We start from the raw sequence: 13,583 nt of genomic DNA, 5'->3' as shown, positions 1-13,583 counted from the left end.
GAATTGTATGGTGCAAATTTAAAGCAATACTTTTTAAATATGCAAATATTATTTTAAAATATTTTTATAGAGGCTCATTAATTCGTTGGCGATCGGCTCATCATTAAACTTCTGGACAAACTCGAAGCTCCTTTCAGCACGGCGTTTTCGCTCTGATTCGTTTTGCCATAAAAATTTTATTTTTGCCTGGATGTCGAAAGGATTTTTCGGATCAATATACACGGAATCCGGTCCGCCGGCTTCGGGAAGACAGCTTGTATTGCTTGTAATAACAGCTGTTTTGGAAAATAAAGCTTCAATCACCGGGATTCCAAATCCCTCGAAAAAACTCGGATAAATAAAAATATCCGCGAGTTTATAAATGACCGCCAGCTCATCCATAGAAACGCCTTCCAGGAAATATGCTTTAATCTTATTCTGCTGAACGAAATTTTCTACTTTTTTAAAATATTTTGTTTTCTTCCCGATAACCACCAGTGGAATATCCGTATCTTTCAATGCTTTAGCGGTATTTAAAAGATTTTTCCGTTCTTCAATGGTCCCTACATTTAACACAAACCGCTCAGGAAGATTAAATTTTTCTTTCGTTTTCTGAATAAATTCCTGTGCCTGATCTTCCTTAAAAGCTTTATGGCAACCCTGATAAATCACTTCGATTTTAGATTCCGGAACTTTAAGAAAATCAATGATATCCTGCTTTGTCTGTTCAGAAATAGCAATGATTTTATCGGCTGAATCAGCTGCCTTTTTAAACTTCCAGAAATGAATCTTACGGTCAAAAAATGAATAATATTCCGGGTACCTTACGAAGATAAGGTCATGAATTGTAACGATTTTTTTTATAGGCTTTTGATCCCATTTCAGGGGCAGTTCGCCCGACAGTCCATGAAAAATATCTGCTCCCTGGTTTTGAGCGTCTTTGCCCATTTTCAATTGGCGCGAAAAGTTTCCTTTTGAAGTTTCCACAAAATTGACATTCGGAAAATCAAGAATGTCTTTCGTTCTTTCAGATTTGTTTTTGTTTAACAGAATGTATTCGTTTTCAGGAAAGTACGTGGCCAGAATTCTCACCAGATCTCGTGAATAGTTTCCAAGACCGGAAGTGTTGTGAAAAAAACGTTTGGCATCAAATGCTATCTTCATGCTTCAATGTGTTTGTGGAATTCCTGAAATGTTCCGAATGTATGATTTTTATTTTTTAACCATGATAAAAACTCATCAAAGCGTTTCACCATATCGTCGCCCGAATTTTTAACAGTAAATCCGGGTAATTTGAATGCTTCATCTTTAATTTCCGCAAACTCCCACGGATGGAAGTAAATATTCAGGTACTGATCTTTTTTAAGCACGTCTGAAGCCATTTTTTTGTAAAAAGATAATGGGAAATTATGAAAGCTCAGCCAGAATAGCGGGATCCTGAAATTCGGAGAAACCGAAGCCGGAATCTGCGTTACTTTTCCTTCTTTGAAATAGGTCCGGGAAACTTTCAGATTATTGTATCTCCCGGGAATGAAGGTCGGGTTTACCGATGAATTGTATTGGTATCCGGCATCCTGAACCGCATTTTTGCTCACAGGCATCATCCGTGGCATCCTTAATCCCGTTACATTGATCCCGAATAATTCTTCAAGTCTTTCCTTCGACTGTTTCAGATGCTCTTCTTTAAAATCCGAATGATACCAGGTGTGAGAAGCCAGTTCGTGTCCTTCATTCAATAATCGTTCAATTAAATGCTTGCTGTTCTCCGCGAAAACGACTGTCGAGAAAAAGGTAGCTTTTGCTTTATATTTTTTCAGAATATCCAGGATTTTTTCCAGCCCGGACTGGGAAATGGAAATCTGTTTTTCAAAAGGAATCTCCCCTTTGTATTCCAATGGCATATCAAATTCCTCAATGTCAAAACTTAATAAAACCATGTTAAAAATTTTTGTTTTTGATAATGTAATTAGGCCTTTCTTTTACCTGTTTGAATATTTTTCCTAAATAAATGCCGATAATTCCAAGGATGATCAACTGTAAGCCACCGAAAAATACAATGGTCATGATAAGTGATGCCCAGCCTGAAATTTCCGTTTTGGCAATGAAAGAATAAATCACGTATGCTGCATATCCCACCACCGAAATTCCTGAAAATAAAAACCCCAGATAAGCAGCGATATAAAGAGGTTTCACACTGAAGGCCGTAATGCCGGTAAATGCGAAAGTAATCATCTTCTTAAGATTATAGCTGCTTTTCCCCGAAAGCCTTTCGTTGGCCACGAAGGGTATTCCCGTCTGTCTGAAACCCATCCAGCTTGTCAGTCCTCTTAAAAAGAGATCATCTTCATTAAGATTTCTCATGACTTCTACGGCGCCGGCATCCATAAGCCTGAAATCTGAACCGCCCCCTTTCGTTAAATTAACATCTGATAAACCTGAAAGAATTTTATAGAAAAAATCAGAAGTTTTTCTTTTAAATAAAGAAATTTCTTTAGGATAAGTTCGCACCGTAAAGACAACATCATATCCTTCTTCCCATTTCCGGATCATCTCCGGGATGAGCTCGGGCGGATGCTGAAGATCGCCGTCCATAGAAACGACAGCATTTCCGTAAGCATGATCCAGACCGGCTTTTACGGCAGGCTGGTGTCCGAAATTCCTTGAAAACTCAATGAATTTTATTTCTTCATGTTGTTTTGAAAGTTCTTCCAGCCTCAGTTGCGTATTGTCTCTGCTGCCATCATTTACAAAGATAATCTCAAAACTGTAGTTTTCGAGCCCGCTGAAAACCTCTTTGATTTTCTGATAAACCAAAGCCACATTTCCTTCTTCGTTATGTGCAGGAATGACTATTGAAATTTTCTTCATACGATTATTCAAGGCTGTAATTTTTTTCGAAATCCCGGGTAAGCAGCTCATAAATTACCCTTAGCCATATCACAATGCAAGGTACGGCTTTTAAAGAATATTTAATGATATAATTCTCTTTTACGTATTTCGGGAAAAGATCTGATGTCGAGAAACAGGTGAAAATAATCACGAAAACCAGTAAACCGATTACGAAAGGTGTTCTTTCTTTTTGAAGGAAAAACCAGATCAGTACTCCTACCACTGCTATGATGTAAGTTGGCGATTCCGAACTTGAACTGAACAGCACCAGAAATAATAAAGTTGATGCCAGGATCATCAGCTGGAAGGCGTAATGTCTGTATTGCTTAATTCTAAAATACGGTGCGGCAAAAAGCGGTAGGCCGAACCCCAGGAATACCAGATTTGAGATGGATGCATCGCCAAGAATTCTTCTGAAAAATCCCATCAGTGAAATATCCTGCATGTTTCCCAACACCTGATTTTCACTGTTTTTTTCTACAATAGACTGAAACCAGTCGGAATAGCACTGAATTACAAACGCCGGACTGGAATAAGCCATGGGCAGGAGAAAAAAGATGACAGCGATGAGTATTCCTGAAAGAATAAACTTTGCTTTATTTTTGATGAAGAAAAACTGTGACAGCCCTACGATTCCGTATATTTTTACAAATACACCGATCAGTATTGCCGTTATCGACTTTACTTCCTTTCTTTCGTAAATATAAACCGCGGAAAGCAGTAAAAGTCCTGTAAGAGCCACATTAAACTGTAAGCTCAGCGCCGCGGTGATGTATTCCTGCAGGCAGAATAAACCGAAAAGAGCTTTTTTAGCATCTGAAAACGGCAGCTTGTAGATGCCATAAATAAAGATGAAAGTATTGGCAGCATTCCAGAGGGAAATTCCCAGCCAGTCGGGCATTACAGCGAAAGGAGCAATAAGTGCGCTGAAGAAAACACCGTAATGATTTAAGTCAAAATAAAGCTCAGGATAATGAACGAACAGGTTTTTCTGATGAATGGTGTTAAAAAAGACATTCTTAAAAATCAGATAATTGTTGATGGCATAATCTCCTCTCAGGTATTTGGAAATTGCAGTAACGACGGCTATAATAAGATAAACCCCAAATATATATTTAGGGTTTAGAATTATTTTAAGAAATTTTTCTTTCAAAATATGGGTATTGGTTTAAAATTTACTCTTAAACGGCAACATTATTATCTCTCAAAGCATCATTTAAAGACGTTTTTTTGTCTGTAGATTCTTTTCTCTGGCCAATGATCAGAGCACATGGAACCTGATATTCTCCTGCAGGATACTGCTTGGTATAACTTCCCGGGATCACCACAGAACGTGCAGGAACCCTCCCTTTGATTTCAACAGGTTCAGAACCGGTAACATCGATGATTTTTGTAGATGCCGTAAGAACAACATTGGCTCCTAAAACAGCTTCTTTCTCTACATGAACACCTTCCACCACAATACATCTCGATCCGATAAAGCAGTCGTCTTCAATGATTACCGGAGCAGCCTGAAGCGGCTCAAGAACACCACCGATTCCTACTCCACCGCTAAGATGAACATTTTTGCCGATCTGCGCACAGCTTCCCACTGTCGCCCAGGTATCTACCATCGTCCCGGAATCTACATAAGCCCCAATATTTACATAAGAAGGCATCATGATCACACCCGGTGCAATATAAGCGCCTTCTCTGGCTACGGCATGCGGTACAACTCTTACACCTTTTTCAGCATAGTTTCTCTTTAAAGGCATTTTATCATGAAATTCAAACGGACCTACTTCAATAGTTTCCATCTTCTGGATCGGAAAATACATCACTACTGCTTTCTTCACCCATTCATTTACCTGCCACCCGTTTTCCGTAGGCTCTGCCGTACGAAGCTCTCCTTTGTCCACCAAAGCGATAACCTCCCGGATCGCTTTCTGGCTGTCTTCATTCTGCAATAATTCTCTGTTGTCCCAGATATTTTCAATTGTTTGTTGTAACGACATGTTTCAAGTTTAAAATTATTCGCGTCAAAGATACATAAAACCTTTATAAGTTGGAAAATTTGAAATTGATTAAATAAAGCGCCGTACACGATTTTTATAGTCGGAATAAACATCTCCGTGCTGTTTTATCAGAAATTCTTCTTCAAGCCTGATCTGAATCTGCATTAAAAGAGTTCCGACCAATAAAAACACCAGTGAAATGAAATTGGGCAATGAAAACAATAACCCTGTTAAGCTTATTATCATGCCCAGGAAAACGGGATTTCTGGAATATTTAAATAAACCTGATGTAACCAGTTCTGTTGGAGAATTTTTGTCAATCCCGATCCGCCAGGAATTTTTCATGTGATGTTGAGCCGTGAGAACCCAAATCCAGCTAATAAACATCAGTAAAATTCCAATTAGTTTAAATGGAAAACAATCTAAAATGTTGATTTTAAAAGCTTCAGAGATGATTTCAGGAAAAAGCAGGAAAAGAATTGTGTAGAGAAAAAGAAGTAGTAAAGTCAGTGTAAAGTATTTACCAATAAGGCTGTACGCGGAATCGTCTTTCGGAAGTACGTTTGGGTTCTTTCCGGTTTTTCGGGCAACCATCGCACTCTTGCCTAAAAATGCGGTAAGAAAAAATACAATGAAAAATAATGGGATAAAAACCCTTATGAAATCTGCCATAATCAAAAGTTTTCTGCAAATTTCAGTTTTAAAAGCGTGCAATGCTATTGCAGATTAAGTGATTACAATACTCTTTTTGCGTGCAGGTATGCTTTATTCCAATATTTTTCGTTCAATGATGAAATGATGACCCCTTTGGTCGTTGAGGCGTGAATGAATTTAACCTCGCCGTCATTTCCGATATCATGAACGATTCCTACATGTGAAACCCTTGTACCGCCTGCAGTAGCAAAGAACAGCAGATCTCCGGGTTTTACATCCCTGATATCTATCGAATTTCCGGTCTCAGCCTGGTCGGATGATCTTCTGGGAAGTTTATAATCATTTTCCTCGAAGACCTTTACCGTAAAACCGGAGCAGTCGAAGCCCGAAGAAGTATTTCCTCCGAATTTGTAAGGAGCTCCAAGGTACTTTTCAGCATCTTTAAGAATTTCATTTATTGATTTTGAAATTTTACCATCAAATTTAGATTCCAGATTTCTCAGATTTTCAGCTTTGGTGACAGATTTCGTAATCGTTCTATGGTTTGAAGTTGCATTTTTAGAACTTCCGCACGATACTGTAATTAGAGAGGCAATGAATAGGGTATGAATTGTTTTTAAATGTACGTTTTTAAAATTCAGACAGTTCTTCATAATTCTTTCATTTTACGGCTAGGCCATACAAATATAAATAATTTATGTATTCTTTGTGTCGAAATTGTGGTACGAAATCATTCAAAATAGAAAAAGCTATTCGTCTGAATAGCTTTTGTATGATTTTTTTATATTATTCTGAAGTTTTTTTACCCCGCCATGTTCCGGATTTAGAAGGTGTTGGGACGTCGTTTACCCATGTTCCGCTTCCACTTTTTGATCTGTAAAGTTTTCCAGTGAATTGTCCGTCTGCAGGTGAACCGATGGTAGCGTTAAGGTCGCCCGAATCACTCAGCTGTCCTGAAATCTGGTAGTTCTCCGTGGTTTGTTGGGAAGACAATGTTCCGGTCACTTTTCCGTCAGATGCTACTACGATGTTCCAGGTCCCTTTTTGCGTTCCCGCGTAGGTGCCGGCCCATGTGCCTATGAAGTCATAAATCGTGTCTTCATCTTTGCAGCCCATAAATAAAAAAGCGGTAAATAAAAGTAAAAATATTTTCTTCATAGTTTTGTTATATAAACAAATTGTGGAGAATGCAGGTTTTTTAATAAAATTTGTCGTCTCCTGATTAATAATTGATTGTAATTTACTATTGTTATAAGAATAGTTGGTTTTTACCTGTTTTTATTCTATTTTTAATTATTGCCAAAGATAACAAAATATCTCTAATTAACTATTATCACAGAAAAATTTCAGAAAATTAAGTTTTCGGGGCGGATATTAAAAAGAATGTCCCTGAAATATTGATGGTTAGGCATAAATGTTACTTTATCTTTAAATAAAATTAATAAAATGTTTGCAGATTTGGTTTAAATACTTATTTTTGTACCGCTTTAGAAAAGTGATAAAGGGGAATTAGCTCATCTGGCTAGAGCGTTAGACTGGCAGTCTAAAGGTGACGGGTTCGATCCCCGTATTCTCCACATTAATCGTCAAGGAGTTGTAATGGTTTGAATTACAACTCTTTTTTTGTGTAAATTTGCACAAAATTCACTTTCTTCACTAAAATCATCAAATAAAAAAACGCACATTTAAAATTTAATGTGCGTTTCTATATATCATCTTTGGGCAGCTTACTTCCATCCGCCTCCAAGAGCCTGATAGAGCTCAACCGCAGCTTTCATTTTGCTGTATTCCGCGTTGGCAATATTCAGTTCTGCATTCAGTGAATTTACACTGGCGTTCAATACTTCGAGGTAATTGGCCATACCGTAATTCACCAGCTCCTGGGAATATTCCACAGAGTTTTTATACGCATTCAGTTCTTTTTGTTTTAATTCAATAAAAGAATCCTGAACAGAAAATACCCTTATCGCGTCAGAAACTTCTTTTCCGGCAGTAAGAACGGCTTTTCTGAAATTGAGATATGCGGTTTCCTGATTGGCCAGGCTCACATCATAATTGGTTCTGATCGCTCTTCTGTTTAAAATCGGTTGTGCCAGGCCAGCGACAACATTGGCAAATAAAGAGTTTACACTGAATAAGTGATCAATATCCACCGACTGTACTCCACCGCTTCCCGTAAGCTTCAGCGTAGGATAAAACTGGGCTTTGGCTGAATTTGTCAGTTCAAAAGCATTCATAAGATTAAATTCTGCTCTCATCACATCCGGACGGTTGGCCAGCAATTGCACGGGATATCCAAGCTTAACATCTATCGGAAGCTGCTGGCTTTCCAATGTTGAGCGTTCAATGGTGTGAGAAGGCTCTCCCATCAGAAGACTCATGGTATTTTCCAGAAGCTGGATCTGCGTGTCGATATCAATCAGTAAAGATTTTGCATTAAAAACCAAAGCTTCACTCTGCTGTACGGCAACCTCGGTTAATGTTCCTGAAGTTTTTAAAGCTCTTGTGGTTTCCAGGTTTTTTTCACGGACCGCGATGGTCTCATTGATGATTTTTTTCTGTGCGTCAAATGTCAGTAACTGATAATAAGCTGAAGCAATGGAAGCTACCAGATCACTTTTTACTGCTTTATGGGCTGCAATCGTTCCCAGGTAAGCGGCGTACTGTGCTTTTTCCTGAGACTTTAATTTTCCCCAGAGATCAGCTTCCCAGCCGATGCTTGCGGTGATGTCAAACTGATTTACATATCTTCTTTCACCGATAATTTGCCCAAACTGGGTATTGATAGACTGTGTCTGGAAGGTATAGTTGGGTCCCACAGCCAGTGTCGGCTGATAGGCTGCCTTGCTTTGCTTTAAATAAGCCTCTGCAGAAGCAATACTCTGCAATGCAATCCTGATGTCGAGATTATTTTCCAAAGCTTTGGAAATATGTTTCTGAAGGATAGGATCTGTAAAAATTTCTTTCCAGGAAACATTAGCAATGTTGGTCGTATCGGAAGGAAGCATGTCGGTACGGTACAGCTTCTCATCGACCACATGGTCTGGTCTGTGATAGTCTTTCCTTGCCATACACGAAGACACCACAGCAAGAAGCGCAACTGAAAAAGAAAGTCCTTTTATTATGTTTAAAATATTCTTCATTTTTTTTAATTAGTAGTTAGAAATCAGGAGACGGAGTCAGATTTCAAAATGAGATCCGACTTCCAGCCAGTCCGATTAATTTATTCTGCTAAATTGATTTCTTCTTTTTTGATAGGTTTTACTTTTTCCTGCAGGTATTCGAAAATAACATACAATACGGGAATTACAAAAAGTCCTAAAATTGTTCCTATCAAAAGTCCGATTGCTGCTCCTGTCGCGATAGACCGGTTACCCACTGCCCCGATTCCGCTTGCCAGAACCAAAGGAAGAAGCCCGAAGATAAACGCAAATGAGGTCATCAGGATAGGTCTTAATCTCGCTTTTGCCGCATTGATGGCAGACATAACGATCGTCTCTCCATGATGCCTTCTCTGTACGGCAAATTCAACGATAAGAATGGCATTTTTTGCCAAAAGTCCCACCAACATGATCAGAGCAATCTGGAAGTAAATATTATTCTCCAGTCCCATGATTTTCTGCCCGAAGTAAGCACCCATTACCCCAAGAGGGAGAGAAATGACTACAATCAAAGGAAGAATATAACTTTCATACTGGGCTGAAAGAATGAAATAAACGAAGATCAAACTTAAAGCAAAGATCAGAACCGTCTGCGATCCGGAATTTAATTCCTCTCTCGTCAATCCCGTAAATTCAACATCATAGTTTTGGTTTAATGTTTCTTTCGCGACCTGTTGGACGGCCGTAATCGCATCCCCGGAACTGAATCCGGCCGAATTGGCACCCGTGATTTTCACTGAAGTAAATAAGTTGTACCGGCTTACCGACTGCGGGCCATACGCTTTTTTCAGGGTTACAAACTGCGAGATCGGAGACATGACGCCTGAACCTGTTTTTACGTATAATTCATTCAGATTGTCGATATTCTGCCTGTTTTCAGGAAGGGCCTGAACCATTACCCGGAACTGCTTCCCGTATTTGGTAAAGTCTGCCGTATAGATTCCTCCGATGTACCCCTGCATAGTCGATAGGATATCGCTTACCGAAACACCAAGCTGCTTTGCCAACGGAACATTGATCTGCATTTCATACTGAGGATATTTTGTATTGAATGAAGTCTGTGCAAACTCGATTTCCGGTCTTTGCATCAGTTTTCCGATAAATTCATTTGTTTTATTGTCAAGGTCTGCGTATTCACCACCTGATTTATCCAAAAGAACCATCTCAAAACCGGCACTGCTACCAAAACCGGGTACACTCGGCGGCTGGAAGAATACCACTTTGGCATCAGGAACTGCTCCCGAGATCCCAAATAAGCTCTTGGTAATATCTTCTGAGGTCTGACCGTCTTTTTTTCTTTCGTCAAATGGCTTTAACTTAATGAATGCAAGACCGTTATTGCTTCCGTTTCCGGAAAGGAATCCTCTACCGGTGGAAATCGTTACGTTCTGTACTCCCGGCACCTTCATCGCTTTAGCCTGAAGTGTTTTAAGAGCATTGTACGTTCTCTCCATTGAGGCTCCCGGAGGAAGCTGAACATCGGTAAAGATGATCCCCCTGTCTTCCGTAGGAACGAATCCTTTTTTCATGGTTGTACTTGCCCAATATAAAATCCCTCCCGTGATGGCGAAGATAATAAGCGTCACCCATTTATGTCTTAAAAGGAAGATAAATCCTCTTCCATACCGTTCAGTCGTTGTTCTGAAAGCAATATTAAACTTATAGAAAAACTTCTGAATGAAATTTAAATTTTTATACTCTGCATGATGCGCATCGTGAGGTTTTAAGAATAATGAACATAAAACCGGACTTAAGGTCAAAGCGTTAATTGCAGAAATGATGATCGCCACAATAAGCGTGATCCCGAACTGCTGATAGAAAACCCCTGTAGGTCCCGTAATAAAGGTTACCGGAATAAATACGGAAGCCATGACCAGGGTAATTGAGATGATCGCTCCGGTGATTTCGTCCATCGCTTCTACAGTAGCCTTTTTAGCATCGGAAATTCCATGTTCCATCTTGGCATGAACGGCCTCGACGACGACAATGGCATCATCCACCACAATACCGATCGCTAAAACCAAAGCGAAGAGGGTTAACAGGTTTAATGAATATCCGAATAAATTCAGGAAGAAGAAAGCTCCCACGATCGAAACAGGAACTGCAATAGCCGGAATCAATGTAGATCTGAAATCCTGAAGGAAAATATATACCACGATGAATACCAGTATAAATGCTTCGATCAACGTATGCACAACTTTATCGATAGACGCTTCAAGGAATTCGTTCGTATCGAAGTTGAAGGTGTATTTAATACCTTGCGGAAAGCTTCCCTCGGCTGATTTCAGGTAAGCTTTAATGTTTTTGATGATCTCCTGGGCATTTGAACCCGGCGTCTGGAAAATACCCATACTGATGGAAGGATAATTCCCGTTTTCCCCAATACCTGTGTAAGACTGTCCTGCAAGTTCCACTTTAGCAACATCTTTCAGCATCAGATTTTGTCCGTCGCCCAGAGACTTGATGATAATATTATCGTATTGTTCTTTATCGTTAAATTTACCTACATACTTTATAATGTATTCGAAAGAGCTTCCGCTGTTTTGTCCGATAGAACCGGCTGCGGCTTCTCTACTCTGCTCGTTGATCGCATTGGTCACATCGGTAGGTGTCACTCCGTAAGCGGCCATTTTTGCAGGATCCAGCCATACTCTCATGGAATAGTTTTTTCCCCCGAAAACGTTGGCATCACCTACTCCATTGATCCTTTTCAAGCTCGGAATAACATTGATATTCAGGAAGTTCTGAAGGTAAACGTCATCAAGATCTTTATTTTCAGAATAGAAAGACATGTACATCAACGCACTGGTCTGCTGTTTCTGCGTTACCACCCCGGAACGTGTTACTTCGCTCGGTAATAACGGTGTAGCTCTGGTTACACGGTTCTGAACGTTTACCGCTGCAATATCAGGATCAATTCCCTGTTTGAAGAATACCTGAATGTTGGCTGAACCGTCGTTTCCCGCACTGGAAGTGATGTAATCCATCCCTTCAACCCCGTTGATCTGTTCTTCCAGGGGAACCACCACGCTTTTCATAACCGTTTCCGCGTTGGCTCCTGTATAGTTTGCCGTAACACTTACTGTGGGAGGTGCAATATCCGGATATTGTGTAACCGGCAGGGCGATAAGTCCCAATACCCCGAGAATCACAATCAGAATTGAGATTACCGTGGATAAAACCGGTCTGTTTATGAAATTTTTAATCATTTTTTAGAATTTCGGTTTTATAGATTGAACGAGACTATCCATTTTTACGGGTTGCTTTTTCACAGCGGTTCCGGGCTTCAATCCCCCGATACCTGCTGCGATCACGGTTTCGCCTTTATTGACTCCGGATTTAATTAAAGCCATATTGTCGATTCTGTCGATCACATTGATCACCACATTTCTCGCCGTATCACTTTTATCCACTTTGTATACATAAACAATTCCCTGTTGTTCATAAGTAGCACTTTCCGGAACAACCAATACGTTGTCGTAACGTTGCGGGAACCTGATCGTACCGCTGTTACCATTGCTCAGAAGTTTCTGTGCATTGGTAAATGCAACCCGGAACTGTATGGTTCCTGTTGTAGGGTCAATCTGACCGGTAATCGCTTCTATTCTTCCTTTTTCCGGATAAATGCTTCCGTTGGCCAGCTGTAATTCTACCATCGGAAGGTTTTTGATCTTTTCAGGCATGGTGGCGCCGGGAGATTTTTCAAGGAAGTCAAAATATTCTTTTTCGTTCATTGAAAAGTAAGCGTAAATTTCTGAAGTGTCGGAAATTGTCGTTAAAGGAGTCTGATCCGAAGGTCCCACAAGACTTCCTACTTTTAAAGGAAGTTTACCGATAACTCCTGAAATAGGTGCACGGATGATGGAGTATTCAATATTGGCTTCTACCCCTTTATAGTTAGCCACCGCCTGGCTTTTGGCTGCCTGAGCCTGCTTCAGCTGTGCCTGAGCCTGCACCAGATTGGCCTGTGCAGTCTGCAGCTGGACGTTGCTGATGATGTTCTTCTGAACAAGAGGTTTAAGTTTATTCACTTCCACATTGGCTGCACTTACGGCGGCCTGTGCTGCAGCGATATTAGATTCTGCAGCACCGATGCCGGCTTTTGAAGCGGCAGCATTTTCGTTCAGAATATTCGTCTCCAGACGGAAAAGCGGCTGGCCTTTGGTTACATATTGACCTTCATCTATCAGAACTTTTGTGATATATCCCTGGATTTTAGCACGCACATCATTATTTACCCTACCCTGAATGGTTGCAGGGAACGTCTGATAACCTACTACATTTTTCGCTTCCACGTTTACCACAGGATAAGGCTTCGGGCCGTCCTGCTTAGGAGCTTCTTTTTTGCAGGCCACCAAAGAAAGTGCTGCAACAGAAAGTATAACTAGCTTATTATTCATTTTATAGTTTATTAAGAGATTCCTGAATATTAATTATATTTTTGTTTAAAAGTGCTTTATAGGCTTCTATTTTTTCATTGCGGACATCGTCGCGATTTTTCTTAAAATGGTCTAAGTCATCCAATAGTTGTAGTTCATCCTTCATTTTCTGTACTATTTTTTCAAATCTGATTTTTTTGTAACCGTCATTGATGAAAAAATACCGTTTTCGCTCATCCATTTTGTTGTGGTCTACAATAAGTTCTGCATTCAGCAAAAGCGAAATGCTTGTCGAAACCGAACTTTTGCTTGCAGAAAGCACTTCCACGAACTCGTCAAAAGTTATGCCCACCTTTTCATAATCAAATAAAAGGTACGCATAAATTTTTGATGCTAAAGGAGGTAGGTTGAAAACAGTGCCATAGAACTTTACGGCATCCTGAAAAATTTTCTCATCAATTTCTATACTCTTATGCATGGTATATAAATTTGAGCAAAAGTAAAAATTAGTTCTGAACTAAACGAAC

Annotated in this window: 12 protein-coding genes and 1 tRNA gene; 1 reads left to right on the top strand and 12 read right to left on the bottom strand. The window is 39.8% G+C overall.

Translation table 11 applies throughout. The features are described 5' to 3' along the window. Positions 1-48 precede the first annotated feature (48 nt). The 8 genes from AC0N32_RS06835 to AC0N32_RS06800 all read right to left on the bottom strand — a co-directional run bounded on the left by AC0N32_RS06835 (position 49) and on the right by AC0N32_RS06800 (position 6,674). Complete coding sequence (locus AC0N32_RS06835; RefSeq protein ID WP_476393111.1) at positions 49-1,143, bottom strand: glycosyltransferase family 4 protein; 1,095 nt, start codon at positions 1,141-1,143, stop codon at positions 49-51. Beyond that, positions 1,140-1,916 (bottom strand): polysaccharide deacetylase family protein, encoded by a 777-nt coding sequence (locus tag AC0N32_RS06830; RefSeq protein ID WP_476393110.1) that lies wholly within the window; start codon positions 1,914-1,916, stop codon positions 1,140-1,142. The genes AC0N32_RS06835 and AC0N32_RS06830 overlap by 4 nt, the downstream gene beginning before the upstream one ends. 1 nt (position 1,917) lies before the next feature. Beyond that, on the bottom strand, positions 1,918-2,847 hold the full coding sequence (locus AC0N32_RS06825) for a glycosyltransferase family 2 protein (protein ID WP_476393109.1): 930 nt from the start codon (positions 2,845-2,847) through the stop codon (positions 1,918-1,920). Between the two features lie 4 nt (positions 2,848-2,851). Then, positions 2,852-4,021 carry a glycosyltransferase family 87 protein gene (locus AC0N32_RS06820; RefSeq protein ID WP_476393108.1) on the bottom strand — a complete coding sequence of 390 codons (1,170 nt, stop codon included), beginning with the start codon at positions 4,019-4,021 and terminating at the stop codon, positions 2,852-2,854. A gap of 28 nt (positions 4,022-4,049) precedes the next feature. Next, positions 4,050-4,862 carry a 2,3,4,5-tetrahydropyridine-2,6-dicarboxylate N-succinyltransferase gene (locus AC0N32_RS06815; protein WP_476393107.1) on the bottom strand — a complete coding sequence of 271 codons (813 nt, stop codon included), beginning with the start codon at positions 4,860-4,862 and terminating at the stop codon, positions 4,050-4,052. A gap of 69 nt (positions 4,863-4,931) precedes the next feature. Continuing rightward, complete coding sequence (locus AC0N32_RS06810) at positions 4,932-5,534, bottom strand: methyltransferase family protein (RefSeq protein WP_476393106.1); 603 nt, start codon at positions 5,532-5,534, stop codon at positions 4,932-4,934. Between the two features lie 62 nt (positions 5,535-5,596). Further along, positions 5,597-6,169, bottom strand: a complete 573-nt coding sequence (locus AC0N32_RS06805; RefSeq protein WP_476393105.1) for a C40 family peptidase — start codon at positions 6,167-6,169, stop codon at positions 5,597-5,599. A gap of 133 nt (positions 6,170-6,302) precedes the next feature. Next, the gene (locus AC0N32_RS06800) at positions 6,303-6,674 is read right to left on the bottom strand and encodes a hypothetical protein (protein ID WP_476393104.1); all 372 of its coding nucleotides are present in this window, start codon (positions 6,672-6,674) and stop codon (positions 6,303-6,305) included. 345 nt (positions 6,675-7,019) lie between these two features. Here AC0N32_RS06800 and AC0N32_RS06795 point away from each other — a divergent pair. Beyond that, positions 7,020-7,093 (top strand) — tRNA-Ala (locus AC0N32_RS06795). Between the two features lie 150 nt (positions 7,094-7,243). On the opposite strand, the gene AC0N32_RS06790 is transcribed toward AC0N32_RS06795, so the two are convergent. The 4 genes from AC0N32_RS06790 to AC0N32_RS06775 all read right to left on the bottom strand — a co-directional run bounded on the left by AC0N32_RS06790 (position 7,244) and on the right by AC0N32_RS06775 (position 13,534). After that, entirely contained in the window at positions 7,244-8,659 is a 1,416-nt protein-coding gene (locus AC0N32_RS06790; RefSeq protein WP_476393103.1) for an efflux transporter outer membrane subunit, read from the bottom strand. 80 nt (positions 8,660-8,739) lie between these two features. Next, positions 8,740-11,886 carry an efflux RND transporter permease subunit gene (locus tag AC0N32_RS06785; RefSeq protein ID WP_476393102.1) on the bottom strand — a complete coding sequence of 1,049 codons (3,147 nt, stop codon included), beginning with the start codon at positions 11,884-11,886 and terminating at the stop codon, positions 8,740-8,742. 3 nt (positions 11,887-11,889) lie between these two features. Continuing rightward, on the bottom strand, positions 11,890-13,077 hold the full coding sequence (locus AC0N32_RS06780; RefSeq protein ID WP_476393101.1) for an efflux RND transporter periplasmic adaptor subunit: 1,188 nt from the start codon (positions 13,075-13,077) through the stop codon (positions 11,890-11,892). A 1-nt stretch (position 13,078) separates the two neighbouring features. Next, complete coding sequence (locus AC0N32_RS06775) at positions 13,079-13,534, bottom strand: transcriptional regulator (protein ID WP_476393100.1); 456 nt, start codon at positions 13,532-13,534, stop codon at positions 13,079-13,081. Between the last annotated feature and the right edge of the window lie 49 nt (positions 13,535-13,583).

Source organism: Chryseobacterium endophyticum, from assembly GCF_056333165.1.
This window is presented reverse-complemented; position numbering and strand designations above follow the sequence as displayed.

Coding starts and splice junctions, on each gene's coding strand:
- AC0N32_RS06835 (WP_476393111.1), bottom strand. CDS start 1,143: ATGAAGATAGCATTTGATGCCAAACGTTTTTTTCACAACACTTCCGGT.
- AC0N32_RS06815 (WP_476393107.1), bottom strand. CDS start 4,862: ATGTCGTTACAACAAACAATTGAAAATATCTGGGACAACAGAGAATTA.
- AC0N32_RS06810 (WP_476393106.1), bottom strand. CDS start 5,534: ATGGCAGATTTCATAAGGGTTTTTATCCCATTATTTTTCATTGTATTT.
- AC0N32_RS06785 (WP_476393102.1), bottom strand. CDS start 11,886: ATGATTAAAAATTTCATAAACAGACCGGTTTTATCCACGGTAATCTCA.
- AC0N32_RS06805 (WP_476393105.1), bottom strand. CDS start 6,169: ATGAAGAACTGTCTGAATTTTAAAAACGTACATTTAAAAACAATTCAT.
- AC0N32_RS06790 (WP_476393103.1), bottom strand. CDS start 8,659: ATGAAGAATATTTTAAACATAATAAAAGGACTTTCTTTTTCAGTTGCG.
- AC0N32_RS06780 (WP_476393101.1), bottom strand. CDS start 13,077: ATGAATAATAAGCTAGTTATACTTTCTGTTGCAGCACTTTCTTTGGTG.
- AC0N32_RS06830 (WP_476393110.1), bottom strand. CDS start 1,916: ATGGTTTTATTAAGTTTTGACATTGAGGAATTTGATATGCCATTGGAA.
- AC0N32_RS06800 (WP_476393104.1), bottom strand. CDS start 6,674: ATGAAGAAAATATTTTTACTTTTATTTACCGCTTTTTTATTTATGGGC.
- AC0N32_RS06825 (WP_476393109.1), bottom strand. CDS start 2,847: ATGAAGAAAATTTCAATAGTCATTCCTGCACATAACGAAGAAGGAAAT.
- AC0N32_RS06775 (WP_476393100.1), bottom strand. CDS start 13,534: ATGCATAAGAGTATAGAAATTGATGAGAAAATTTTTCAGGATGCCGTA.